The organism is Marivirga tractuosa DSM 4126 (genome assembly GCF_000183425.1).
In the GTDB taxonomy this organism is placed as follows: domain Bacteria; phylum Bacteroidota; class Bacteroidia; order Cytophagales; family Cyclobacteriaceae; genus Marivirga; species Marivirga tractuosa.
Genome location: NC_014759.1, coordinates 858,765 through 885,366, shown reverse-complemented (window position 1 = coordinate 885,366; position 26,602 = coordinate 858,765). Strand labels below are relative to the sequence as shown.

The 26,602-nt window shown below is 34.8% G+C and carries 21 protein-coding genes; 6 read left to right on the top strand and 15 right to left on the bottom strand.

Annotated features, from left to right (window positions below):
- Nucleotides 1-11: 11 nt before the first annotated feature.
- On the bottom strand, nucleotides 12-1,526 hold the full coding sequence (locus FTRAC_RS03565) for an ankyrin repeat domain-containing protein (protein WP_013452863.1): 1,515 nt from the start codon (nucleotides 1,524-1,526) through the stop codon (nucleotides 12-14).
- 994 nt (nucleotides 1,527-2,520) lie between these two features.
- Between FTRAC_RS03565 and FTRAC_RS03560 the strand changes: the two genes are divergently transcribed.
- Together FTRAC_RS03560 and FTRAC_RS03555 are read left to right on the top strand one after the other, a co-directional pair.
- Nucleotides 2,521-4,848 (top strand): TonB-dependent receptor, encoded by a 2,328-nt coding sequence (locus FTRAC_RS03560; RefSeq protein WP_013452862.1) that lies wholly within the window; start codon nucleotides 2,521-2,523, stop codon nucleotides 4,846-4,848.
- A 542-nt stretch (nucleotides 4,849-5,390) separates the two neighbouring features.
- Nucleotides 5,391-5,954, top strand: coding sequence for a Crp/Fnr family transcriptional regulator (locus FTRAC_RS03555; protein WP_013452861.1), 564 nt, complete (start codon nucleotides 5,391-5,393; stop codon nucleotides 5,952-5,954).
- 749 nt (nucleotides 5,955-6,703) lie between these two features.
- Here FTRAC_RS03555 and FTRAC_RS03550 read toward each other — a convergent pair.
- Complete coding sequence (locus FTRAC_RS03550) at nucleotides 6,704-7,417, bottom strand: hypothetical protein (RefSeq protein WP_013452860.1); 714 nt, start codon at nucleotides 7,415-7,417, stop codon at nucleotides 6,704-6,706.
- A gap of 72 nt (nucleotides 7,418-7,489) precedes the next feature.
- Complete coding sequence (locus FTRAC_RS03545; protein WP_013452859.1) at nucleotides 7,490-8,371, bottom strand: DUF5694 domain-containing protein; 882 nt, start codon at nucleotides 8,369-8,371, stop codon at nucleotides 7,490-7,492.
- Nucleotides 8,372-9,089: 718 nt separating this feature from the next.
- Here FTRAC_RS03545 and FTRAC_RS03540 point away from each other — a divergent pair.
- Complete coding sequence (locus FTRAC_RS03540) at nucleotides 9,090-9,620, top strand: CIA30 family protein (protein WP_245546018.1); 531 nt, start codon at nucleotides 9,090-9,092, stop codon at nucleotides 9,618-9,620.
- 24 nt (nucleotides 9,621-9,644) lie between these two features.
- Here FTRAC_RS03540 and FTRAC_RS03535 read toward each other — a convergent pair whose 3' ends face one another.
- Nucleotides 9,645-10,427, bottom strand: coding sequence for a hypothetical protein (locus FTRAC_RS03535; RefSeq protein WP_013452857.1), 783 nt, complete (start codon nucleotides 10,425-10,427; stop codon nucleotides 9,645-9,647).
- Nucleotides 10,428-10,663: 236 nt separating this feature from the next.
- On the opposite strand from FTRAC_RS03535, the gene FTRAC_RS03530 reads away from it, so the two are divergent.
- Nucleotides 10,664-12,481, top strand: coding sequence for a tetratricopeptide repeat-containing sensor histidine kinase (locus FTRAC_RS03530; RefSeq protein WP_041649482.1), 1,818 nt, complete (start codon nucleotides 10,664-10,666; stop codon nucleotides 12,479-12,481).
- 31 nt (nucleotides 12,482-12,512) lie between these two features.
- Here FTRAC_RS03530 and serA read toward each other — a convergent pair whose 3' ends face one another.
- From serA to FTRAC_RS03515, 3 genes are all read right to left on the bottom strand, one after another.
- On the bottom strand, nucleotides 12,513-14,399 hold the full coding sequence (serA, locus tag FTRAC_RS03525) for a phosphoglycerate dehydrogenase (RefSeq protein ID WP_013452855.1): 1,887 nt from the start codon (nucleotides 14,397-14,399) through the stop codon (nucleotides 12,513-12,515).
- A gap of 173 nt (nucleotides 14,400-14,572) precedes the next feature.
- On the bottom strand, nucleotides 14,573-15,463 hold the full coding sequence (locus tag FTRAC_RS03520; RefSeq protein WP_013452854.1) for a mechanosensitive ion channel family protein: 891 nt from the start codon (nucleotides 15,461-15,463) through the stop codon (nucleotides 14,573-14,575).
- Nucleotides 15,464-15,480: 17 nt separating this feature from the next.
- Nucleotides 15,481-16,701 carry an S-adenosylmethionine:tRNA ribosyltransferase-isomerase gene (locus FTRAC_RS03515; RefSeq protein ID WP_013452853.1) on the bottom strand — a complete coding sequence of 407 codons (1,221 nt, stop codon included), beginning with the start codon at nucleotides 16,699-16,701 and terminating at the stop codon, nucleotides 15,481-15,483.
- Nucleotides 16,702-16,803: 102 nt separating this feature from the next.
- On the opposite strand from FTRAC_RS03515, the gene FTRAC_RS03510 reads away from it, so the two are divergent.
- Entirely contained in the window at nucleotides 16,804-17,877 is a 1,074-nt protein-coding gene (locus tag FTRAC_RS03510) for an o-succinylbenzoate synthase (RefSeq protein ID WP_013452852.1), read from the top strand.
- A gap of 55 nt (nucleotides 17,878-17,932) precedes the next feature.
- Here the strand turns inward: FTRAC_RS03510 and FTRAC_RS03505 are convergent, their stop codons facing one another.
- Nucleotides 17,933-18,394, bottom strand: coding sequence for a DinB family protein (locus tag FTRAC_RS03505; RefSeq protein ID WP_013452851.1), 462 nt, complete (start codon nucleotides 18,392-18,394; stop codon nucleotides 17,933-17,935).
- A 108-nt stretch (nucleotides 18,395-18,502) separates the two neighbouring features.
- Between FTRAC_RS03505 and FTRAC_RS03500 the strand changes: the two genes are divergently transcribed.
- Nucleotides 18,503-20,527, top strand: a complete 2,025-nt coding sequence (locus tag FTRAC_RS03500) for an NADPH-dependent 2,4-dienoyl-CoA reductase (RefSeq protein ID WP_013452850.1) — start codon at nucleotides 18,503-18,505, stop codon at nucleotides 20,525-20,527.
- 212 nt (nucleotides 20,528-20,739) lie between these two features.
- Here FTRAC_RS03500 and FTRAC_RS03495 read toward each other — a convergent pair whose 3' ends face one another.
- From FTRAC_RS03495 to FTRAC_RS03465, 7 genes are all read right to left on the bottom strand, one after another.
- Nucleotides 20,740-21,201: a thioredoxin family protein gene (locus tag FTRAC_RS03495; protein WP_013452849.1), complete on the bottom strand. Its 462-nt coding sequence runs from the start codon at nucleotides 21,199-21,201 to the stop codon at nucleotides 20,740-20,742.
- 30 nt (nucleotides 21,202-21,231) lie between these two features.
- Nucleotides 21,232-22,113 (bottom strand): metal ABC transporter permease, encoded by an 882-nt coding sequence (locus FTRAC_RS03490; protein ID WP_013452848.1) that lies wholly within the window; start codon nucleotides 22,111-22,113, stop codon nucleotides 21,232-21,234.
- Between the two features lie 50 nt (nucleotides 22,114-22,163).
- Nucleotides 22,164-22,733, bottom strand: coding sequence for an azurin (azu, locus tag FTRAC_RS03485; protein ID WP_013452847.1), 570 nt, complete (start codon nucleotides 22,731-22,733; stop codon nucleotides 22,164-22,166).
- 77 nt (nucleotides 22,734-22,810) lie between these two features.
- Complete coding sequence (locus FTRAC_RS03480; protein WP_013452846.1) at nucleotides 22,811-24,103, bottom strand: metal ABC transporter permease; 1,293 nt, start codon at nucleotides 24,101-24,103, stop codon at nucleotides 22,811-22,813.
- 1 nt (nucleotide 24,104) lies between these two features.
- On the bottom strand, nucleotides 24,105-24,890 hold the full coding sequence (locus FTRAC_RS03475; RefSeq protein ID WP_013452845.1) for a metal ABC transporter ATP-binding protein: 786 nt from the start codon (nucleotides 24,888-24,890) through the stop codon (nucleotides 24,105-24,107).
- A complete protein-coding gene (locus FTRAC_RS03470; RefSeq protein WP_013452844.1) occupies nucleotides 24,887-25,831 on the bottom strand; it encodes a metal ABC transporter solute-binding protein, Zn/Mn family in 945 nt (314 codons plus the stop codon). Before FTRAC_RS03470 ends, FTRAC_RS03475 begins: the two co-directional genes overlap by 4 nt.
- The gene (locus FTRAC_RS03465) at nucleotides 25,812-26,474 is read right to left on the bottom strand and encodes a metal-dependent transcriptional regulator (protein WP_013452843.1); all 663 of its coding nucleotides are present in this window, start codon (nucleotides 26,472-26,474) and stop codon (nucleotides 25,812-25,814) included. The genes FTRAC_RS03470 and FTRAC_RS03465 overlap by 20 nt, the downstream gene beginning before the upstream one ends.
- Between the last annotated feature and the right edge of the window lie 128 nt (nucleotides 26,475-26,602).

Here is a 26,602-nt window from a genome sequence, read left to right as displayed (position 1 = left end):
TTAAAGATAATTTATTGAGTTGGCTTGAGGAAATAAATTATTTTCAATTTTCCACTCCAAGGTGGTTTTGTTTCATTAGGGTAGGTCTCATCATACATGACAAGACTAGTCTCTTTCTCTGTATTGTTAAATTTAAAATGTTGTTTTCCGCCTTCAAACCCCTGAACCTTCGCTATTAAAGAGTGAGTGATAAGTGTATCGTTTGTGAGTTGATAGGTGCCGCTATTAAATGCAATAGTTTTAAAGCCATAAATCATTTCTTTTTCCGATAATTGCCCAATATTATCAGCTGCTTTTCTTTTGGTTCCAAAAGGATTATACATAGTTACATACCTATTTTCTGTAAAAATAAAACCACCAGAATATTCATAGGGTATAGAAACGGTAGTATCAGAATAAACATAGTCGATTCTTGAAATATCCCAAGCCCCCATTAATTGTTTTTTGATACTAAATTCATTTATAAGCTTAATGATGCTACTATTTTGCGTTGCCTGAGCTAAGGTTAATGCTGTATATTGATCATCTAATACCGTCATTTGAAGGTCTGCACCATGTTTTAAAAAAAATCTAACATTATCAAATTCCCCGTACATAATCGCCCAATGAATTGGAGCACATTCGTTTATTACATCTGCATGGTTTACTTTAGCACCAGATTCAACCAAAAGATCAACAATTTCGCTATCCTCTTGAATTGCTGCTCCAATGAGAGGATGTAGTTGATAGGTAGTATCGGCTAAATTTGGATTAGCGCCATTTTCAAGTAGCAGTTTCACTGCTTCCTTGTTTCCAAATCTCGCTGCCCAGGCTAATGAAGTTTGTCCTGCTCTATTCGTGCTGTTAACATTAGCACCTTTCTCAAGTAAAATTTTAACTATTTCGTTATGATGATTTTCAACTGCAATATGCAGAACAGGCATTCCTAAAATATCTTCTAAATCAGTATTTAATATAGTTTCATTTTCTATTTTATTCAATTCATTATTTCGAACACATTGAATTAGCTCTGATTCCTTCTCTTGTTCCTTAGCGAGTAAATAATTCCTGAACACCTTTGCCACTGAGTCGGAATGCCATAACCTATACACAACATCTAGGGAAGTTCCATGCTTACTCCTTATATAGGGATTAGCACCAGCATGAAGTAAAATGGATATAAGTTTTGAATTGCCTGAAAAGGCAGCCCAGCTGATGGCAGGATCTCCAGTTATATCTACAGCGTTGACCTCAGCACCTTTAGCAAGCAATGCTTTTACTATAGTTGGGTTGTTTACTGACACAGCATACATGAGAGGTGTTCCACGCAAGCCTGATGTTGAAGGTTGATCAATGTTAATTCCTTTTTCAATTAATCTCAGTGCTGCTATTTGGTTATTGGATTTAATAGCCTTTATCAAGTTACTATCGTCCATATTACCTTTTGTCGGTTGTAATATTTCATATGCTTGGCCAATTCGTGGATTAACATGGATTAGTGCTATGGAAACCAGTGCTATCAGGGAGGTTAATCTTATTTTTATCATACTACAAATTTGTTCATTAGGTCCAATTGCTGAACAATGAAATAGTACTTAGTGGAAAACCATAATTATATTTTACGATTACTTTATGCTTTATTGATCTCTGAATTTAAAATGGCCGAAATAAGTTCTCAACGAATTATATATCATTTACACCTTTTTTCTACTAGCTTATAAATCGCCTTTTTATAATTTATTGCAAAGCTGGAAATTTGACCAAAACAAATCTTTAAAACTATTTTTAAGTGGATTCTTATATGATTCATCCTCAATACCAAAATTGCACATGACTTCTGTGCAATCTTTAAATTGTAGCATGGTTTTAAAGACTTTATGAGAGTTGTATCTATTCGTTCTAAAGAGATTGTAATTTTTCCCAGAGGGGGAGGAAAAGTGATCAATCCATTAGTGTAAGTGAAAATACGATATTTGATATCGGTTCATTGATCAAGCAATTTACAGAAGCTGCCATTTTCCAATAAGTACATCGAGGAGAAATTTAACTAAGTTAGGCTATGAATATACAGTAGCAAAGTTTAAAAATATCCAATGGAAAAAGGTTGTCATCCACCAATTACTAGATCATACATGTTGAATTGCAAGTCTATAACAAACTGGCAAGGACTGGAAATATTATCATCTAAGACTACAAAAATTAGTCTGCTTGAGGTGCTAAATCAAAATCATCTGGTGATTTACTAGTTTAATCAAGGAGGTGTTTTTCATATTCTAATTTTGGGTGTGTCCGTTTAGCAGCTAATAGTGAAAATGTAACTGGAAATACAAAGGCAGAATGAAGTGGATAATATCCAAATTATTTTGGGATTAATAGGTGGTTTTAGGCAGGAAATTATTTACAGAATATTGCGGTAAGATTTCAATTGTATCAGTAATAAGTAATTTATAATTAATTTTTACCTGTTTTTACTTTGATAGGGGTTCGATTATGAACCCCTTCTTACTTTTATAGTGCAATAAATTTGGAGGATTGTATTTTATGAAATATGTATTGAAATCTTTTGTTATTCTTATCTTTTTCTTCCTATCAAAAAATCTAGCTGCTCAAACGGCTGGCACATTAAAAGGGGTTGTAATGGACGAGTTTACCAAGGTGCCAGTAGTGGGCGCACATCTACATATTAAAGATGCAGCTGCTGATGTAGGAGCAATTTCTGATGTAAATGGATTTTTCATCTTTGATAATCTTCCAGTTGGAAAAGGGTTTATAGAAGTTAGTAGTATTGGGTTTAAACCTACACTTGTTCCTTATGAACTAACCAGTGGAAAAGACCTTTTTATTGAAGTAGCCATGGAAGAAGCTCAGCTGCAAATGGATGAAGTAGTAGTGAAAGCTGGGGGAAATGCTGGGGAATCTCCGAAAGAGACTGTTCTCGTCAGTGTTCAAAGTATAGGAATAGAAGAAGCGCAAAGAACCCCTGGGAGTTTCAATGATCCGGCTAGGGTAGCCCAATCTTATGCTGGTGTAGTGAGTAGTGACGATGAAGGAAATGAAATAAGTGTCAGAGGAAATACTCCTTCTGGCATTCTATGGAGGCTGGAGGGAATTGAGATTATGAGTCCAAATCATTTTCCAAATGGACCCGGTGCAGCTGGTGGAGGAGTAAGTATGATAAGTAATGCAGTTTTGAACCAGTCCGATTTTTATGCAGGTGCATTTTCTGCAGATATTGGTAATGCTACTTCTGGAGTTTTTGATTTATATTTTAGGAAAGGTAATTCAGATGATTATGAACACTCCATCCAGGTAGGTATTTTGGGCTTGCAATTCAGTACAGAAGGTCCTATTCTAAAATCAAGCAAGGCCTCATATTTGGTAAATTATCGATATTCTACCGTTACGCTGCTGCATAATGCAGGCTTCAAAATTGGAGGGGAAAACTCCATTGCACCCGAATTTCAAGATCTTAATTTCAAACTATATTTTCCTACCAAGAACAAAGGTAACGTAAGTGTTTTTGGAATTATTGGTGCAAGTGAGGCTGGTGATAAAGCTGTTAGTGATACTACACTCTGGGAAGATAGATCAGATTATTTACAAGAAAAGGAACGGTACATTACAAGAATTGTAGGCTTAAAGCACGAGAAAAGTGTTAACAGTAACTTTTACATTGCAAACTCTATTGTTGTAAATCAATCTAATTCCAACTTTTTAGAAGATACGGTCAATACACAATTGGAAAGTTTCTCTGTTGAGAATTTAGACGTAGATAAAACTGAATTAAGGCATAAGATTGCTTTGAACCTTAAACTCAACTCTAAAAATCGGCTTACAATCGGTAATATTTATAGTTTTAATCAGTCAGATATTAATCACACGAAATATGATGATGGGGTGGGGGATTTGAATACTTTGATGAGTGCACAGTCTAAAAATCAATTTCTCCAATCCTATGTTCAAATTAGGCATAATTGGAGTAGCAAACTGATTCAAAATGCGGGAGTTCATCTTTCTAATAATTTTTTACAAAATGAAATATTAATTGAGCCAAGGCTTTCTTTTAGATACAGCCTAAATGCTCGGCAATATATTAATTTAGGAATAGGCTTACATAGCAGCTTGCTTGATCCCTATTACCAAAAACAAGTCAATAAGAGTGCGCTTCAGCTTAGTAAAGCACTTCATATTATTGGTGCGTACCAATACTTTTTTATGGAAGGTTGGAGCCTCAATGCTGAACTATATTATCAATATTTATATGATTTAGCTGTTGATACCTCTCAACCCGGCATTGCATTATTAAACAATAATCTTGGCTATCAACCATTAAATCTTGCGAGTGATGGTAAAGGCAAGAATTACGGTGTAGACTTAGATTTGAATAGGAATTTTACTGATGGGTTTTACTTGAAACTAACGGGTTCATTATTCCAAAGCACCTATCGAGGTATTGATGATCAATGGCGAAACACAAGATTTAATGCTAATTTCATTAACACATTTACTTTTGGTAAGGAGTTTATGCTCTCAAATTCTAAAACAATTGGAACGAGTTTTAGGTGGGTATACAGGGGAGGATTTAGAGAAATCCCCATTGATTTAGAGGCTTCGAAAATAGCTGGGGAAACGGTTTACAATTATCAATTAGCCTATGCCAGTAAAACACCAGATTATTTTAGGATGGATGCATCTCTTTATTATCAAAAGAATTTCTCGCAATCTACCATGACCATTTCCTTGGATATTCAAAACTTAACGAATAGACTGAATTTTTACAGAGAAGTATATAATAGGGAAAAGCAGATCATTGAGGAGCAAACGTATTTAGGCCTGTTGCCAAATATAAACCTTAAGTATGACTTTTGACACCCAAACACACTTGATGAGTAGGACTTGAGATGTTTACCAGATGTAATTGAAAGAAACTATTATTAATACTTATCAGAATATAATTTGTAAGACCGGTAATTTCACATAAACTGTCTTCAAAATTTGACATTATTACGAGAAGCCTATCCATTTTTATCTTAATAATTTCGTTTTCAAATAACCTTACATATGGTCAAGCAAGTGATCTTAATACTAATGTTAATAATACTGAAAACCCAGAAATCAACAGGTTGGATTAATTAGGTATCATAATCTTTAATTTCTTTAGAGATTGGGGCAGATGAATATAAGATAAGTATTGAAGCCACTATAGACTCGGTTCTTGATATCCTCATGTGTTATCTCCTGATCTCTGAATTATGTTACATTTCAGTATCAATACAGAATTTGGAAATATAGGTAACAAATAATTACTTTTTACTACATCCTCACTTTGAAATTTACTGCTAATAGTATTCTATCTACATTTGGTTAATTCGCTATAAAAACAGGCTTTTAAACTACTGAGATAGGTTGTTATGGAAAGATCAACAATTGCTATTCCAAGGAAACACGATATGTTGGAGTCGATTTTTGGACATGCCAGAATAGTACTGCTTAAAAGAAATGAATTCATTTTGCAAGAAGGCGAGATCTGTAATTGTGCTTTTTATGTTAAGGATGGTGTAGTGAAACACTTTGTAAAGGATGAGAAGGGGACAGACCAAGTGATTCAGATTTCTAAGGAAAGTGACTTTTTTTATGGTTCTGTGGTAAGCCACTTTACCAATGAAATATCTTATATATATTGTCAAGCCTTAACCAATACTAAGTTATATTGTTGGGATAAAAAGGTTTTAAAAGAGCTTTGCAAAGTCTCTGAAAGTTTAGGGCAATTCATAAACCTTCAACAACAAAATTTTATTATTCTTAAACACCAAAGAGAATTAAGTTTACTAACTAAAACAGCTGAAGGAAGATATAAAGAATTTAGCGAAAAAAACGGAGAACTATTCAATCGGATTCCACATTACATCATTGCTTCTTATCTTAATATGTCACCAGAGATGCTTTCTCGCTTAAGAACAAAATGCCTTTATTGATTTACTTCAATGTAAAATAAAACTTGTTAAAATGACTTTGCTGCCATTATGGGGAAAATTCAAGCATGCTTGTTCTATTATTCATTTTAAAAGCAATATTCTCCTGCAGCCAGAATTCTAATAGGATAGGGTTTTCAAAAACAACAAATAGTTTTAGAAAACCCTTTCAATATTTTACCTAATTTTAGGATAAATGCTTTATGTTCTTTTAAATCTATGGTACAAAGAAAGCTAAATGGAACAATACTTTATTAACTACGGTATTTACTAAATTTACCTTTCCAAGAAAGGTAACTATATTCAATTAGGATACTATGCGGATATACATTTCAGTAAAAGCATTGAGTTATTAGTTGAAACAGCCTTGGACTATTTTTATACGTTTTTACCGAATCTGGTGAATAGGAGCCAAGAAAATGGAGATTTTGAAAACATAAAACAGTCTGGGCATCCTGGATGGATTCTGACATTAAGCTTGGACCTTCAGGTGTATAGTAGTGAGAAAATTGCTATTCTCATCAGTGTAGAAATGGCCTAGCCAATTCCCTAGGAATAGTTTGTTTCTTCATTATATAAAGTAGGTATCCAGTGGAAGGGTTGTAGGCGTATCAGCTGTAGTACACAGTATTTAGTGTGGCAGATTTTAATCCCATATCCTAGCCAAAACCCAAAAATTCTTTACAACAGTAAACTACTTTATTGTGCTTTTTCAGAGCTAATGGTATTATGAAAGCTTATTTGAGCCTATGCTATTTCAATTCCTCAATTAATGACGAGTTTGCTTTAATAATTTTTGCTTCGAGATTGTTCAAATCCTCCAAAACAGATAATAGTCCTTTTTGCTTTCCATCATATACCATTTCTACTGCACTTTCACTTGTTTTTACGTAGGTCTCAATAAGTGCGTTAACTATACCTAATTTTTCCACCAAAGAAATCTCCATTTTCACTATAGTTCCAGTAGCTTGAGCAAGATCCCAAGACCGATTATTTAAATCAGGTATTTTTAGGTCTATGTTTCCTACACCTAAAACTTTTAGGGTATCATCCTCTAGAATGAGGTCAAAAACACTATTATCTAGAATAATAACACGAGCAGATCCCTCTTGCATTACTTTAACATCGCGATATTCTTTTTGGCCAAAGATTAAAGCAGTAGTAAAGAAGTGTTCAAGTTTAGAATTGTCATTTATGTCGAAATCAAAGTCGGAAATGGAAACAGCCAGGAGTAAATTTTGATTTGAATATAGTTTTTGTAGAAGATCCTTGCGGTATGAATATGACTTTTTTAATAGTGCATCATTTCTTTCAACCTCTTTAAGAATAGATTTTTCAACACTCAAAAGGTTGTCATTCAATGCAGAAGATTCACGCCAGCCATTTAAAACAAGAGCGAGAATTACGGCAAAAACTACGGATATAAATTCTAAAAATAATTGCTGTGTATTTAGTTTACTTTTCATGTATGTAAGAATAATATTAAATTGGCCATATAAGCTCTAATTTAGGGTTTATTCTTTATAATTCATCAGAAACTAATCTTCGTTTTTGGCATTAATCAATAATTCATTAGGATTTGTAAGATCAAATTTAGGGTTATTAGCTAGTAGTTGATTCAAGTAGAAAACATGACCGCTACCAATGATTACAACAATCCTGTCATTCTGCTGACTATTTTCAATAATGTTTCTGTAAATAAATAGATTTCTTTTGTACCATTCTGCAACTAACTCTACTCCAATATTATTAAAATCATAAGATCGCATTAGGTAAGGAAGACCCTCAATTTCTTGTTCAGATTCTTGATAAGAAAACATAATGTTTGCGCTATCCTTAACTCGAATAGCTATATTATTGTAATAGTCATGATTACCAATGATTTGTCGATCTTCGTTAATATAGATTAGATTTTCCTTAACAGTATTTGAGACCAACCTTTTTTGCTTTTCTTTGTTAAATTTTAGCTCTTCCGATTTTTTTTCTTGATAATAGTCAAGCGCTAATGTGTCTGCAATAAAATCTACATAATCTCCTAACCAAGGACCAGCGTGGTCTACGGCTGTTATTGGGATCCCTCCTGATTGTTTGCCAAGCCTAAAGCCAATTTGATAGACTTCATTTACTCCACCCTTAATTTCATGTAAATTAATTCTGTCGTTAAGATGAAGCTGGTACAAGCTATCAATTTTTGATTGACTTTTTGGAGTTAGTTCTACAAAAATTTTTGTTGGATTATATTCCCTCAGAAGACCAACTACTTCTTTTATTTCTTCTTGTCGCCTGTCAGAATAATAATCGTCAATTTTCGTATTGTAGGTATCTTGTCCTGGATTGTTAAAGTGGTATACTCCAAGAAGCATTACTGAGGTTTCATTTGAAGTATCTGAAATAATTTGTTTTTTTCTTGTGGTTGGCATCCAAGCAAAAAGAGTAAGGTTATTAGGCCTAAAATCAATTGTGTACTTTTCATTTTAATTTATTTTTTTGTATTAAATTAATCATTGTAATCTTATATATAATCATGACCATTCTGATCTATTTGTAATGCAAGTTTGTTTTGCTCAGGATGTAGCTTTTATTCTAATCAAGCATTTGAGCAAAATACTTTGCAAATAACTACTTGCTTATCTCTTGTAAAGCTTTTTCTGAATTGAGCAGCTATTTAAGCACTTTTCATTAAATCTTTCATCCTGATATATAGTTAAGAATACCACAACAAAGAAAGCAAGTATTTCTTTTTTATTCATTGATCTAAATCAAGAAATAAAATTCCCAGGTAAACGAGAAAGCATCTCTGGGTACAAATGCAGAGAGGAAGTAATGAGACTTTAATAAAATTTTTTCTGAAGGTTTTTAGTGTGATGACCAATTTTAAAAACCCTGTATGTCCTAAGGTCTGCATGGTGGTGGAGAGTCTTTTTATTTTACCCGATTAACGGTCTGAGGGATCAGAAGACTAAGGATTCCCAAATAGATTAATGGTTGATTTGGGCTTTTGCCAAAAGAGGAGTTGTCTTTTTCCAGCAATTATAGCAACATCAAACAAAATGAAGGGGTATGGGTTTTACTGGAAGAGAATGAACTTGATCGATATTCTTAGGTCCGTTCAATTCCAATTGTAAAGCCTTTTTTAATATGATCAGAATAGTAACTTTAAGTCTAATCCTACTTTTTATGAACAGCAAAACGATATTTGATTTTGAAAAGGACAAGAACCTAGAAAGTTGGCAGGTAGTAGATGACACAGTCATGGGAGGGAGATCAGACGGAAGCTTTCAATTGTCCGAAGATGGTCATGGAGTGTTTGAAGGATATGTAACGACAGAAAACAATGGAGGCTTTTCATCCGTGCGCCATGACTTTGCAAAGCTGAGTGTTGAAGGCTATACAAAAGTAGTAATTAAGTTGAAAGGTGATGGTAAAGATTACCAATTTAGGATAAAAGCTAGCCAGCGTGATTATTATTCGTACATCCAACAGTTTTCTACCTCTGGGGAATGGGAGCAAATTGAAATCCCACTGCATGATTTTTACCCTTCCTTTAGAGGTAGAAAACTGGACATGCCAAATTTCTCCGGAAAATCAATTGGACAAGTCACTTTTTTGATTGGCAATAAGAAGAAAGAAAGCTTCCGCTTGATCATTGATAAGATTGAATTACTATAAACCCGATAAAAATAATAAGATCTTTCACTTCAAGAAACTAGGCACAAACGGATTAGTCTTCCTGTAATTAAAACCTTGAATAAGCGATAAAACCACGATCAAAACTGCGCAAAATATAGCTGTATAAGTTATCGATTGAAAACTATCCCAGTGCCGAACCGCAATAGCAATCAGAGCCCAAACCGCTACTGCGTTGAATTCTCTCATATAACGAGTATAAAGAAAATATAGAAACAGCGCTGTAGTAATTAAGATCATGATAATCGTCCAAACTTCTTCAGAAAAGAATAAGTTAAAATTTTCTGTTTTTAAGAATGCAGCAATATTTGTGACAGTTGCAACTGTGATCCATCCACTATATAGACTTATGGGCCACCACACGAAGCCTATGATTTCCTTAGGTGCATCCCATTTTTCCATTTTCAGCCTGATCACCGCTGCCATTAGAGCTCTTAAAATGATTAACATAAAAATAACTGAAACTAAAAAACTTTCGTTTAGCCAAGCCCACAACCAAAAGCCTGAAGCGATATTGGCTACTGCTAACCAAATGCCTTGCTGTTCTAAAGTTTCCTGATATTTGCCTTTGAAGGCCTGGATTAAATACCAGATGGCATTGATGAATAGTCCCAGGTAAATGATACTCCAAATAGAGAAGGCATATCCGGAAGGAGTAAACAGGCTATTGATTTCATTACTTAATTGCCCCATCTTGTTACCATTTATAGCTGATGTGCTTACATAATAATTCCAGTAAATGATTGCGAATACAGATAGTAAATTAATGATTCCGATAAGCTTTTTCATGGTTTCTTTTGTATGTTTTATTTTTAAAACAATCTGATTTTGTTAATATTACTTCATTTAAGATCATATAATCCTAATTTAGTATCTTTAAGTAGAGTGAATTGATTCTGATCTTAGACTTTAATATATAAATAATTTTGATGTCTAAAGTGAAATCGAAATATGTTTTTATAAACTTTATATGTCTGCTTCTCCTTACAGCAAGCACAAATTTGCTGTCGCAAAATATTTCGAAAATGGAGGATTCTCTCCTTAATAATCAACTTAGTAATTCAAACAGAATTAAAATACATAATATTTTAGCACGAGAATATTCATTTGTAAACCCCATTAAGTCTATTGAAAACGCTGAGATGGCACTTGAGCTATCAAATAAAATGAATGACTTAACAGGGGTAGCTAATGCTTACAGGATATTAGGCAGCGTCTATGCTCAAAACGACAATTACTATCAAGGCATGGAGTTTTTTTTATCTGCACTTGATATTTTTGAAGATAATGGAGACTCTTTAGGAATAGGCAATGTTTATACTTCAATGGGACATTACTATAGTAGATTAGGACTTATTGAGCAGCAGATATTTTATCATAAGAAGTCTCTGGAAATTTTCCGAAATTTAGGTAATCAAGCTAGAATAGGAATTGCCACTCATAATCTAAGTGAAACTTATTTAGTTTTTGGGAAATATGAGGAATGTGAAAAACTGGCATTTGAATCAGTAGAAATCAATAAGAGAGTCAAGAATAGATCTGTACTGTCCTCATGCTATAATGTGTTGGGTAGATTACAGGTAGAATTAGGCAATGAACAGTTGGCTAAAGAGTATTTTTATAAAGTTTTAACTATTTCTGAGCAGTTAGGAGAAAATTCTCAAAAGTTGGCTACTGTAGGGGCTTTGATTAACTTGGCTAATGTTGAGGAGAGCAATCAAAATTATGAAGCCATGCTGAATTATTTGCTTAAGGCTATTGAATTTAGCGGTGTTAGCTTACTTTCTGAAGAGTTAGCGGATATCTTGCTAAAATTAACAAGCTACTATGTGGATACAGGGCAGCTAGACTCAGCCAAATCATACGGGAAAAAATATCAGGAATTGCTTCAAAAGAAGAGAGCAAAGCAGGCAGAGGATAGATATAAACTGATTAGCTCTGTGGAGGCAGCACATAATCTCCAGAAGGAGAGGGATCAATTAGAAGAGTCTAATTTATTGAAGGAGAGTAAGTTGCAACTAGCTTACATTAGTATTATTTTGATTTCTGTTATAATTCTGATTCTGATTTGGACGCTATTACTTAATATTCGAAAGAATAAAATACTTGCAAAACAACAAAAGACAATAGAAAGTCAAAAATTAAGGCTGGAGAGCCTTAATTTTACAAAAGATAAATTTTTTGGAATAGTTGCGCATGATATTAAAGCTCCTCTCAACAATATGAAGGCGCTCTCTGATTTAATGCTAAGTCATATAGACCGCCTAGAAAAGAAGGAAATAAGGGAAATGGCGCAAATGACAAGTAATTCATTAAAAAGCACCATCAAAATGGCGGATAATTTGATTAGTTGGGCCAGACTACAAATGGGTGATGTGGCAGTTGATCAATCGCTAGTTGATGTTGGAAATAATTTAGCAGATATTGTCACACTTTTTAAGGATATTGCGGCTAAAAAGCAGATTGAAATGCTTTCCTCATTTGAATCGGATCTTAAAATTATAGTGGATCCCAATCAACTGGAATTTATAATCAGGAATTTACTTAACAATGCTGTGAAATTTACCCGAGCTCATGGGATGATTAAGATTTCAGGGCAACAAGAAAATAATAAGGTTATAATAACTGTTGCGGATAACGGTATAGGTATGCCTGATGAAATCAAAGAAAATGTTTTTAAATTAGAGAGCAAACATAGTATGAAGGGCACTGATGGTGAGAAGGGCACCGGGCTAGGCTTGATGCTATGCCAGGAATTTATAACATTAAATAATGGAGTTTTAACCATTGAATCAAAAGAGGATCAAGGTACTGTAATTACCCTCACTTTTGATGCTGCTTGACGCTCCTCTATATTTTGTAGCATTATAGGAATTAATACAATACCCTAAACTTAATAGTATGCTCAATTGCCCTTAATTCTTTGATTAAATCCTTTGAATAGGCTTTATCAATATCCGTAATCACATAGCCGATTTTTTCATTCGTTTTTAAGTATTGACCAGCAATATTAATTTCATGTTTGGCAAACAACTGATTTATTTTAGCAATTATACCTGGAACATTTTTATGGATATGGATTAATCTATGAGCATTTTGTAACCTAGGTAAGGTTAAATTTGGAAAATTTACACTGTTTGTAGTAGTACCAGTATTGATATATTCCATAATTCGGTTCGGTACGAAATTACCAATATTTTCCTGGGCTTCTTCAGTGCTACCTCCAATATGAGGAGATAGAATAGTATTAGGCAATCCTTTTAATTCAGATTCAAATGGATCTTTGTTGCTTTTCGGTTCTTGAGGAAAAACATCAACTGCGCAGCCTTTAATTTTACCTGATTCAATATTTGATTTTAGTGCCGGGATATCCACCACATGACCACGACTTAAATTGATAAAGATTACGCCTTCTTTCATCAATTTAAATTCAGCCTCACCAATTACATTTTTATTTTCGGGTCTGCCGTCTACATGTAAGCTGATGATATCTGCGGTTTGCAAAAGTTCTTTCAGGCTGTCTAGTTTAGTAGCATTTCCTAAGGCTAGCTTTTCTTCTAAATCGTAATAATATACATCTAAGCCAATGCTTTCTGCTACTACAGAAAGCTGAGCACCAATATTTCCATAACCAATGATGCCAAGCTTTTTACCTCTGATTTCTTTACTTCCTGATGCTGATTTATCCCATTTGCCTTTATGCATTAGTACTGCCTTATCGAAGATATTACGTGTCAACATGATAATTTCACCAATAGCTAGTTCTACTACGGATCGTGTATTGCTAAAAGGCGCATTGAACACAGCAACTCCTTTTTCTTGAGCAGCATCCAAATCGATTTGATTGGTACCAATACAAAAAGCGCCAATAGCCATTAAGCGATCGGCATTTTCTAGCACTTTAGCCGTGACTTGAGTTTTAGATCTGATTCCTAAAATAGAAACACCTTTGATTTTCTCAGCCAGTTCAGCTTCATCTAATCCCGCTGGATACTCTTCTACTGTAAAACCTTCTTTCTCAAGAAGATCTACACCTATTGGATGTACGTTTTCCAATAGCAAAACTTTAATTCTATTTTTTGGATAAGAAAATGCTGACATAATTTTATTTTCAAATAGTACTTCTTCTAATGATGGAGCAATATGGTCGGCTTTCTCCATTACTTTTTCTCGACTTACATTTTCTGTAAAGGCATAAAATTTATTAGCTAAACCAGCCGCTTTTATTTCATAATCATTATGACCATCACCAATCACATAAATATCTCCATCTAAATCCAATTTACGGATGACTTCGGCTTTACCACCATCTTTGGAAAGGGGATTGTCCTCACTAAATCCAACCACTTTGCCATTATCATCAAAAAGCAATTCATTTGCATAGATGTGCTCTTCTTTAACTCCCAATTCGGTCACTATAGGTGTAATGTATTCCTTAAAGCCGTTAGAAATCACAAAAATTGAATCTGCATACTTTTGGAAAAACTCTTTATTTCGTTGAAAGGAGGTAGAAACTTGCTTTGTCAATAATTCAATCAAAGGAGGGATGTGAGACTCATTTGCCTCCAATAACAATAACCTTTCCTTTAGGGAATCACGGAACGAAATCTCACCATTCATTCCCAAATCGGTTAATTCTTTTATTCGTGCTTCTGCAGCAGCTTTTTGGGGTAAGCCTTGAAGGGAAATGGACGCCAATAAATCCATTGCTTCTACTCTGGTAAGCGTACTGTCAAAATCTATGATGAAATATTTATCCATGGTGAGCTATTGGTATTATATTCTTATTTATGTTACTCAAATTTCAGTTATCAATAATGAGGACTTTATCAAGGTATTAATATGCTTAAATTAACCCATACTGATACTATATTATCTGAAATATGAAAGTTAAAATATGAAACTCGAAAAACTATAGTTTTTAATTTCATATTTTAACTTTCCATTTTTTCTTTCCAGCCAGATTTCAAATGCAAATCTCGTTGTGGGAAAGGGATTTCGATATTGTGTTCCCCAAATTTTTTGAAAATAGCATAGTACAATTCACTTTTAAATACACCTGGTCTCTGTATATAATCGGAAGTCCATACTGCCAAATTGAAATCTAATGATGAATCTCCATAACCTTCAAACCATAAATCCGGCTTAGGCTCATCCAAAACACCTGGGTGCTCATGTAGTACTTCCAATACTAAATTCCGTACTCTTTCAGGATCTTCATTATAAGAAACGCCTAATGGAAACTTGAATCGAACTCTTCGATCATTATGGCTCCAATTAATCACTTGACTATTGATAAATTCTGAATTAGGAACAATCACTGAAATGTTATCATTGGTGATGACAGTAGTTGACCTCATTGAAATTGAATAAACATCACCATTAATATCCCCAACTTCAATTCTATCTCCAACTTTAATTGGGCGTTCAAAAAGAATGATTATTCCTGAAATAAAGTTATTAGTGACGTTCTGCAAACCAAATCCAATACCCACACCCAATGCTCCAGCTAATAGTCCTAAAGTGCTTAAATCAAATCCAGCAGATTGGAAGATGGTGATAAAACCTATTACAATTATAGAATAGCGGAAAATAGTACCGATTGAATCTGAAACCCCTGTGTCCTTTATATATCTGTTTAATACTCGTTTTACTAACAGTTTACTAAGCCTTTTAGATAAAAAGACCAGTAAAATGCTGGATATGATGATGAATAAAAGGGTAAGCAATGTAAAATCGCTGCCTTTAATATCAAAGATTACCACATTGAGCAATTCGTTTAATTTTGCCCAAAAGTCTTTTATTCCTGTTTCAAATGATTCCATAAATCGAATATAATGATTTAAGGTAATAATAAGGAAGAATCTCCATAAGAGAGAAATCTATAGTCGTTTTTTAAGGCTTCATCGTAAACTTTTTGCCATTTTTCACCAATAAATGCCGCAATCAGTAATATCAAAGTTGATTCTGGCTGATGAAAATTCGTGATTAATCCATTCACGACCTGGAATTCGTAGCCTGGGAAAATAAAAATCTCAGTATCGCCATGTAGGCTTTCCACATTTTCTGCTTTCATGTAATTCAATATAGCCTGAAAACTTTCTTTCCTCCTCGGTAGCTCATCAAAGCCCTTCTCATAAGGGTAAAGCTTTGTGATATGAAATGTTCTGGCTTCCTTATTAATCAATTGTACCCCAAACCAATAAGCACTTTCCAGACTTCTGATAGATGTTGTACCCACAGCAGTAATTGGATTTTCACTTTGAGCTAAAAATTCTATTGTAGATTTATCTATTTGGATTTGTTCGCAATGCATATCATGCTCCAATACATTTTCCGCTTTTATGGGCTGAAAAGTTCCTGCCCCAACATGCAAAGTTAGTTCGTGAATAGAATGTGATTTCTGAATGTCTTTTAATATCGTATCCGTAAAATGCAAGCCAGCAGTAGGAGCAGCCACAGCACCTTCATTTTTAGAGTAAACGGTTTGATATCGAGGCTTATCTTCGTCCGTTGCTGTGCGATTTAAGTAGGGAGGAAGAGGAGTAGTTCCCATCAGTTCCACTATCTCCACAAAAGGAACTGCGTCATTATCCCATTCAAATTGAATATGGTTTTGTTCGTAATCGGCATAAGTAGCCGTTACTTGAATTTTCCCGTATTCCGTTTCAAAAAATCTTTCTAGCTGGTCTTGGATTTTCCATCTTTTACGATTGCCTACCATGCAATGCCAAATGCATTTTTTCTTTGCCAACATGGCTTGAGCCACTTCTGGAGTTGGTTCAAGTGGGGAAAGCAAAAAGATTTCAATTTTGGCCCCACTTTGCTTTTGAAAATGAATTCGGGCAGGGATAACTTTAGTATTGTTGAATATAAGGCTGCTATTTTCAGGCAAATGTGACTTTATATCATAAAAATGCTGATGCTGAATATTTCCCTTCTGATAAACCAATAATTGAGAATGATCTCTTTTTTCTAGAGGGAATTTTGCAATTCTTTCTTCAGGAAGTTCGTATTGATATTTATTTAAGTCGATTTGAGACGCTTTTTCTAATAAATTCATTTTAACCATTAGATTTCAGCACAAAGATAGTGGGCATATTTTTCAAATTCAGTTAAAATGACAGAGAAAAGCTTTATAAATTAGCATAAATATTCATTCAATATGCAAATAACATCTGCTTCCATTCAACGCCATACGCTCCAATTCAAATTTGAGGCAGGTACTTCTCGCGGTACTTTAAAGGAAAAAGACAGCTGGTACTTGAAGCTATTTTCAGAAAATAAATTAATAGGAATAGGAGAGGCAGGACCATTAAAAGGTCTGAGCATAGAGCCTTTAGATCAAATGGAAACTGAATTAGAAAAGGTTTGCGAGCAATTGATTGGCATGCAAATTCCAAAATCAATGGATGAAGTATTTGAAATGGCTCAAGATGTTTCAACTGAAGGCTTTCCATCGATTCGATTTGCAGTAGAGACTGCTTTATTGGATGCTTTGCATGGCGGTAAGAAACTAATTTTTGATACCCCTTTTTACCAAGGAAAAGAAAGAATTCCGATCAATGGATTAATATGGATGGGAAGTGAGGATTTTATGAAAAAGCAGATTCGGGAAAAATTGGAAGCAGGTTTTGACTGCATTAAAATGAAAATAGGTGCTATTGATTTTGAAACCGAATTAAAACTTTTAAAATCCATTCGTGCTAAATACAGCAAAAATGAAATCACCTTAAGAGTGGATGCAAACGGGGCTTTTTTACCTGATGAGGCTATAAGTAAACTAACTCAATTGGCAGAAATGGATTTACATTCCATAGAACAGCCTATAAAAGCAGGTCAGGTAAAAGAAATGGCAAAACTATGCGCTGCAACCCCATTGCCCATTGCCTTAGATGAAGAGCTGATAGGAGTAAATGCTTATGAGGATAAAATAAAGCTATTAAAGCAAACTCAACCGCAATATATTATTCTAAAACCTAGTTTAATAGGGGGCATCCAATCTACTTTGGAATGGATAAAGGTTGCTGAATCATTGAAGATTGGCTGGTGGATGACTAGTATGCTAGAATCTAATATCGGCTTAAATGCTATTTGTCAATTAGCATCTTATTTAAAAGTAAAAATGCCACAAGGCTTGGGCACTGGTCAGTTATATCATAACAATATTGCCTCACCCATCAGCATTGCCAATGGCGAGACTTTTTATGATGTTGTAAAGAAATGGGAGGAATTATGATTAAAAATTTTCTTGGTGCAACTTTGTGAAACCACCGTGACCTTTGTGGTTAAACTCAGTAGCCCAGAGCCCTCTTAATAGCCATCACATACCCTAAATGCACTGCTTCATGTATATTGTTAAACTGTAAAGCATCATTAAAGCTATTTAAAGTTATGCCAAAACTGGTCTCATATTTTTGATAATCACCAAATCTCATTTCTCTTATATCATAACCCAATTGCTCATTAGCAATTTTGCCTAATTCAAATATATTATCCAATTCAGTTTTAGGATTTTCTATCTCAGATGGAAAGCTCCCTTTTTTATATCGTTTTATAAAATCAGTAGGAAGTGTAAAATCCAAACCTGACATTCCATATAGCAATACATTCTGTGTGACAACCGCATGACCTATATTCCAAATAATATGATTATTGAAACCAGCAGGAATCATAACTAAATCAGCTTCTTTGACTTTTTCTACTGCCTTTTCAAAATTATTTCTGATAACCTTATGATTGGTGATTACTTGCATATTCTTTTAATTTGGTGGTGAAATTACAGATAAAATCACGATATTTTAAGGCTTTTAAAAAAGATTATATAAATTGCTATTTGTTCTGCATGCATACTAAATTTAATTATGGCACATTCATCTTATCCACACTTATTTGAACCTTTAGACTTAGGTTTTACCCAATTGAAAAACAGAGTTTTAATGGGCTCTATGCATACTGGCTTAGAAGAAGCTAAAAATGGCTTTGAGAAAATGGCTGCTTTTTATGCTGAAAGAGCTAAAGGTGGAGCTGGATTAATTGTGACAGGTGGAGTTTCTCCCAACTGGCAAGGTTGGTTAAAACCTTTTTCAATTCAAATGACCAAAAGAAGCCATGCAAAAAAGCATAGGATCATCACAGATGCAGTACACGAAGCGGGCGGCAAAATATGTATGCAGATTTTACATGCAGGCAGATATGGCTATCACCCATTTAGTTTAGCACCTTCAGCGATAAAAGCTCCTATCAATCCCTTTAAACCTTGGAAGATGTCTGGTCGGAGAATTAAATTAACAATTAAAGATTATGCAAAATCGGCTCAGCTAGCTAAAGAAGCAGGTTATGATGGAGTGGAAATTATGGGGTCTGAAGGCTATTTGATTAATCAATTTATCGTTAAGCATACCAATAAAAGAACAGACGAATGGGGCGGGAGCTATGAAAACAGAATAAAATTCCCGATTGAGATAGCCAAAGCAATTAGAGAAGCAGTTGGGAAAGAATTTATCATTATTTTCCGTTTATCTATGCTTGATTTAATTCCTAATGGAAGCACTTGGGAAGAAGTGGTTCAATTAGCTAAGGAATTAGAAAAGGCTGGAGTTACAATTATCAATACTGGAATTGGATGGCATGAAGCTAGAGTCCCAACAATTGTAACGAGCGTGCCAAGAGCAGCTTTCACTTGGGTGACGGAAAGAATGAAAAAGGAAGTTAACATTCCTTTAATTACAACCAATAGAATCAATATGCCTGAAACTGCTGAGGAGATATTATCATCAGGTCAGGCAGATATGGTTTCTATGGCGCGACCTTTCTTGGCAGATCCTGAAATCATCAATAAATCGGAGCAGGGCAGGGAAGATGAAATCAATACTTGCATTGCTTGTAATCAAGCTTGTCTCGATCATGTGTTCAAGAACATCACAAGCAGTTGCCTTGTAAATCCAAGAGCATGTCATGAAACGGAACTAGTTGCACAACCATTGAAACAAGCCAAAAATATTGCTGTGGTAGGAGCTGGTCCAGCTGGACTCGCATTTAGCACAGAAGCGGCCAGAAGAGGTCATCAAGTGACTTTATTTGACGCATCTAATGAAATTGGCGGTCAGTTTAATATGGCTAAACAAATACCGGGAAAGGAAGAATTTTATGAAACTTTGAGGTATTTTAAAAAGCAAATTGAATTAACTGGAGTAAAATTACAGTTAGATAAAAAAGTATCTGCTGAAGAATTAAAAGATTTTGATGAGGTTGTAGTAGCGACAGGAGTTAATCCACGTGATCCGAAAATCTCTGGGCAAGATAATGATAAGGTGCTTTCCTATATTGACGTATTAAAAGCTCATAAACCAGTGGGTAAAAAAGTAGCCATAATAGGTGCTGGAGGAATTGGTTTTGATGTGGCGGAATATCTCACTCATCCTGAGGAAGAAGATCATGATGACTTACAAGCCTTTTTCAAGGAATGGGGAGTTGATATGGATTTTGAAAAAAGGGGAGGAGTAGAAGGTAAACCTATTAAAATTGATGCTCCAAGAGAGATAATCATGCTTCAGCGTTCAGAAGGTAAAATGGGAGCGAAGCTTGGCAAAACCACTGGATGGGTGCATAGAAACTCATTGAGAAATCGTCAGGTGAAAATGGTGACTAATATTCAATATGATAAAATTGATGATAAAGGTTTATACATCACCAAAGACGGAAAACAAGAATTATTAGAGGTAGATAATATTATCCTTTGTGCTGGTCAATTACCAGAAAAAAGTCTTTTTAATGAGTTAACTGAAAAAGGAATTAAAACACATCTGATAGGAGGCGCATTTGAAGCCGCTGAGTTAGATGCTAAGAAAGCGATAAAGCAAGCTACTGAGTTGGCTTTGGAAATTTGATAGAAAGAATAAGGATATAAGAATCAAGATTCTAGATTTCTGATAATCTGTTAGTGTAGGTATATGAAATGCGTTTCGATGAATTCAATTGATTATTGCAATCTAGTAATGAAGTTACCATAATGAGATTTAAAATTATCAGCATATCAAATAATCAATTCATTAGCAAATTAAACCTGTCAACTCGACAACCTGAAGACATTCCAACTTATTTATTCCCACTCTAAAATCTTCTCTAGAGTATCCTTAAATTTTTTCGCATTTTGATAGCCGGGAACGGGTTGAATGGTTTTAAAATCTTCTTTGATATAAACTATTGTAGGGTAGCCAGTAACGCCCATTGACCTTGCAATCATTTGTGCTGTGGTTGTATCGCCTGCCATGGTAATAGGCTCAGTATTCTCAGCATTCAGTTTTACGGCATAGAATTTTTCATTCACCATATCGACTACTTCTGGGTCTGAAAAGGTCTCTTTATCCATTTTTTTGCACCAGCCACACCAATTTGTGTAAACATCTACAAATATCTTTCTGGGCTCTTTTTGGTTCTTTTTGTAGGCTTCAGTAATAGTTAACCAATTAATTTCTTTTTGTTCTTTTTTTTCAGGTTTGCTAATAAAAGAGAAGAATGTAATAGTTATTAAAATCCCTATGCTTGTTAAAATGGTTTTCATATATGTTCCATATTTATAGATGTAACAAATTTAAGCCTTTGCAGATTCAAAATTTGTAACCTTTGTGACTTTTTTACTGATTATTCTTACGTACGTAAAAACTAAAGCAAATATTAATCCACAAACGGTTGCCATTGCGCCTGCAATGGATGCATTTAATGCTACTGCTAAATAATAACCTAAAAAAGCACTTAAAAATCCAATCAAGCAAGTTAACAGAATCATGGTTTTCAGTTTTTTGCTTATCAAATAAGCTGTGGCGGCAGGTGCAATTAGGAATGCAACCACCAATATTGCCCCAACTGATTCAAAAGAGGCTACTGTAGTGAAGGATACAAAAGCCATTAAAAGGTAATTCCAAAGTGTGGCAGAAATACCTAAAGCCACCGCATATTCTGGATCAAAAGAAGTGATTTTCAATTGCTTAAATCCTATTGTTACGAATAGAATAACAAAAAATAGGACGCTTCCGATCAAGTAAAGTGCTTTTGGACCTATGTCAGTTCCCGATGAAAGGATTATAGTATCCAATGGGACATAAGCTATTTCCCCGTAAAGCACACATTCTTGATCTAAATCTACCTGGCCAGTGTAGGCGGAAATCAAAATCACACCTAAAGCAAATAGCCAGGTGAAAGTTACACCTATTGAGGCATCTGTTTGAAGTTTACCCTTTTTGTGTAAAAATTCTATTATGATAGTGGTTAATACTCCTAATGTCCCAGCACCTAAGAGCATGGTGAGTGAGTCTCTGCTGCCAGACCATAAAAAAGCCATTACTATACCTGGCAAAATAGCATGGGAAATGGCATCCCCTACCATCGCCATTTTTCTCAAAATCAAAAAACAGCCTAAAATGCCACAAGCTATGGCTACCAATGAACCTGTAAGAATAATGTAAAAATCTGACATGGAATGTTATATAAAAGGCGCCATTTTTGAAAATGACGCCTTACTAAGAATTATTCAACTATAAATTTTCCTTTCATTAAAGCTACGTGACCAGGGAAGGAGCAAATGAAATCGTAAGTGCCTTTGGCTGGTGCTTCAAATTCAATTGTATCTTCTTCACCTCCACCTAATAAACTGGTTGAGACGATCACTTTATCTTCTTCAGATTCAGGAATATAACCTCTTTCTTTAGCAGTAGCTGCTTTTTGACCGAATTCCATTATATCTGTCCCTTGTTTTAGCAAGACCCAATTATGTCCCATTTGTGCAATAGACATTTCACCAACGTGCTTCAAAGTAAGTTTCACAGTACTTCCTGCTTTTACTTTTATCTCATCTAAATTGAATTGCATTTGGTCATTTCCTTCGATGGTAACTTCTACCACATCTGACTCACTTTTCTTTTCTTTTACGGCCTCTTCTTTAGGCAAATTTTCTTTTTCTTTAGCTTTTTGCTGCATGATTTCTTTGGAAGTCATAGTTTTTTCATCTGAACCAGAATCTTCTTTAGATTCACTTCCTCCGCACGCAATAAATAAACTAATACTTAAAATGCTGAGTGTTAATTTTAGTAATCTCATGGTCATTATATTTAAAATTTTAACTAATACTTTTACTATACAATCGTATGATTAGCACATATGTTTTGTCAAATCAGTTAATTGTAAGGTATTTTTGAGTTATGGGGGCCCACTTCAGGATATCCCAATTTTTCTTCTAATTTTTTCTCTAACTCTGGAGTTATTATGTGCTCTATTGTATCGGCATCTTCATGAACGTGATCAGGAGCAATTCTTAAATATTCAGTTAGGTATAACTCCCACAACCTGTGTAATTTGACTAAACGAGCTGCTTTTCTTTGTCCATAGTCAGAAAGAAAGTATCCTTCGACAGTCTTTTTTAAATAACCTTGCCTTTTTAGTCTTTGAAGAATTCTTTTCATTAACGGTAAGGAATAATACCGCTTTTCTCTCAATTTCTCTATTGTCTTAGCCGCTCCGAAACTATTTTCGGATTCAGCAATTTGATGGAATGCTTTTAATATATTTTCATCTTGGATTTGTCTTCTATTTTTTAATTGTTGCCATAATCTCGAAAAATAGCCTTTCCTAGGTGCGAAAAGAATTGAAAAAATAGCAAATAAAGAAAGCACCATCACCACCCAAGGCCCTGTGGGCATATTGGGTGCAATATAACTGATGAAGGCTCCTGAAACACCTGAGAAGCCGCCTATGAAAGCTGCTAAAACTAAAATAATTGATAAACTGCCAGACCAATACTTTGCAGCTGCAGTAGGAGTTATTAGTAGCGCAGCCATCAAAACAACTCCTACTGCTTGAATACCAGTTACTACAGCCAAAACAGTCAAGGAGCTTAATAGAAACTCAATCCATTTGACAGGTAAGCCAACGGATTGGGCAAAATCTTTATCATAAGTAATGAGTTTTAATTCTTTATAGAAAAGGAAAATCATAATCATCAGCATGATACTTATTGCTGAAAAAATGATAACATCTTGAGCTAGCATACTTGCCGCTTTACCAAATAGAAATGAATCTAAACCAGTTTGAGCAGCATTGCCTGTTTGTTGGATGTAGGTCAGGAGCATTATACCTACACCAAAAAACACCGATAGAATAAGCCCTATCGCAGTATCTTCTTTGATTTTTGATTTTTTAACAATGTAATCAACCGCTATAATGGAAAGCCAGCCAGTGAAAAATGCTCCTAGTATGAGTAAAAAGTAATTTTTAGTCCCACTTAATATGAAGGCAAGGCAAACCCCAGGTAAAATTGCATGGGCTATTGCATCTCCAATTAAAGCTTTTTTTCTGAAGAATGTAAAGGCGCCTACCACTGCAGCACCTGCTCCCAAAATAACAGTGCCTAGTGACACATAGATTACATTTGTATCATCAAAATCAAAAAAACTTAGTGCGTTTTCCCACATATTATTCTCGGTTTGGAAATCTATGTTTTTGAATTAGATCGCTTATTTCTGTTAATAAAGTCAATTTACCACCATAGGTTTCCTGCAGTAGTTCAGGTGTAAATGCTTCGTTAATAGGTCCAGATGCTACTAATCTCATATTCAGTAGAATAATCCAATCAAAATATTTGGCAACGGATTGCAAATCATGATGTACAACAATCACGGTTTTATTTTGTGCAGACATCTCTCCAAGTAATTTGATGATAGCTTTTTCAGTTGCAGCATCAACGCCAGCGAAGGGTTCATCCATAAAGTAGATATCTGCTTGTTGCGCTAATGCACGTGCTAAGAATACTCTCTGTTGCTGACCTCCAGAAAGCTGAGAGATCTGTCGATCTTTGTAATTATCCATCCCCACTTTCCTCAAGCTATCCATCACGATCTCTTTATCTGCTTTTTTTGGTCTATTGAATAAACCAAGTTGTCCATATCTGCCCATCATGACAACTTCATAAACAGAGGTCGGGAAGTCCCAATCGACACTCTCTCTTTGCGGGACATAACTGATCTTGTGGCGCATATCTTCCAAAGGCTTTCCGTTTATTTGTATATAGCCGCTATTGAGAGGTAATAGCCCCATTATTGCTTTTAATAAAGTGGATTTTCCAGCGCCATTCGGTCCTATTATGCCAATTAATTGACCTTCAGGCAAACTTAAATCAACGTCCCAAAGGACAGGCTTGCGTTCATATGCAACAGATAAATCATGGATTTCTAAAATGGGATTATCAACTTGTCTGATCATTTTTTCTCTTCTTTTAAATCCAGTGTTAATCCACTTACTATTTTTTCTACATTGGAGTGTACCATTCCAATGTAAGTGCCTTCAAATGTGCCGTATTCACCCATGGCGTCAGAATATAAACTGCCTCCAATTACTACATCGTGCCCCTTACTTTTAGATCCTTCTAGCACTGCCTTGATTGCTTTTTCAGATACAGAGGTCTCCGTGTATATGGCCGGTATTTCATTTTCCACAATATAATCCACCAAATTGCTAACATCTCTTAAGCCAAACTCTGAAAGCGTTGAAATACCTTGAAGACCTCTAACATCCACCCCATAAGCTCTTCCGAAGTAAGCAAATGCATCGTGTGCGGTGACCAAAACTCTTTTTGATTTAGGTATTACATTAATTTGAGATTTCACTGCTTTATCGAGACTATCCAGTTGAAGTGAATATTGATCAGTATTTTTAGTATAAAAGGTTTTGTTGGCGCTATCTGTTTTCACTAATTCGTGATTTAATAATTGAACTGCATCTTTCCATAAATCTACATCAAACCAGATATGCGGATCGAAAGCTCCTTGAAATTCCGTGTTATTTATGAAGGCTTTTTTGGGGAGTAATTCCGCCATGGCAATCACCGTTTTTTTACGATCTAATTTTTGTAGTACATCCCCCATTTTACCTTCTAAAAAAAGACCGTTGTATACAATGATATCTGCTTGTTGTAATTTCTTCAAATCGCCCTGAGTTGCTTTGTATAAATGGGGATCTACACCCGGCCCCATCAAGGCTACAATTTTAGCTTTATCTCCTACAATATTTTCCACTGCATCCTTGATCATACCAGTGGTGCAAACTATGTAAGTTTGACCTTCATTTTTATCTAGAGGAGCACATGAAAATGCTAAAAAAACAAGCGAAGTGAAGAGTAATTTTTTAGTGTGTGACCAGTACATTTTCTGCAACTTCTTTACTAATGAATAATTTATTTTTACCGTCTACTAGAATTTCCATCGAACCATCAAACTCAACTTTTTCGGTGACTTTAGTTTTAGCTCCGAGGTAAATTCCTATCCGATCTAAGTGTTGTAAAAACATAGAATTTGTATCCTTTACCGCTACTACAATTCCGTCTCCAGAAACTTCGACTTCCGCTAAAGGTACTTGAGGCTTTTCTTTGAATAATCCATTTTCGTCTGGAATAGGATCTCCATGAGGATCGAACTTTGGATGCCCTAAAAAATCATCTAATCTTTGAATTAGTAGGGGGGACTTAATATGTTCTAATTGCTCAGCGATTTCATGAACTTGATCCCAATTGAACTTTAACTTTTCTACTAAAAAGACTTCCCAAAGTCTATGTTTTCGGATGACTTGTAAGGCAGCTGTTTTTCCTTTTTCTGAAATTTTAACTCCCTGATATTTTCTATAAACCACCATTTCTTTTTCCGAAAGTCTTCTCAACATATCCGAAACAGAGGCAGCTTTGGTGTCCATTTCTTCGGCAATAGAGTTAGTGGTCACATCCAGTTCCCCAGCATTGGAGAGATGATAAACCGCTTTCAAATAATTCTCCTCCGCAAAACTAAGTCTCTTCATTTATTCTAAATTTAATGCAAGGTAAAATAAAATTAGGTTAATCTAAAAATATTTTTCATTATTTATTAAAAGCCTCTTAAATTAGTTCTGATATGCTTTTCTATAGATTGTAAGACATGTCTAAAAAT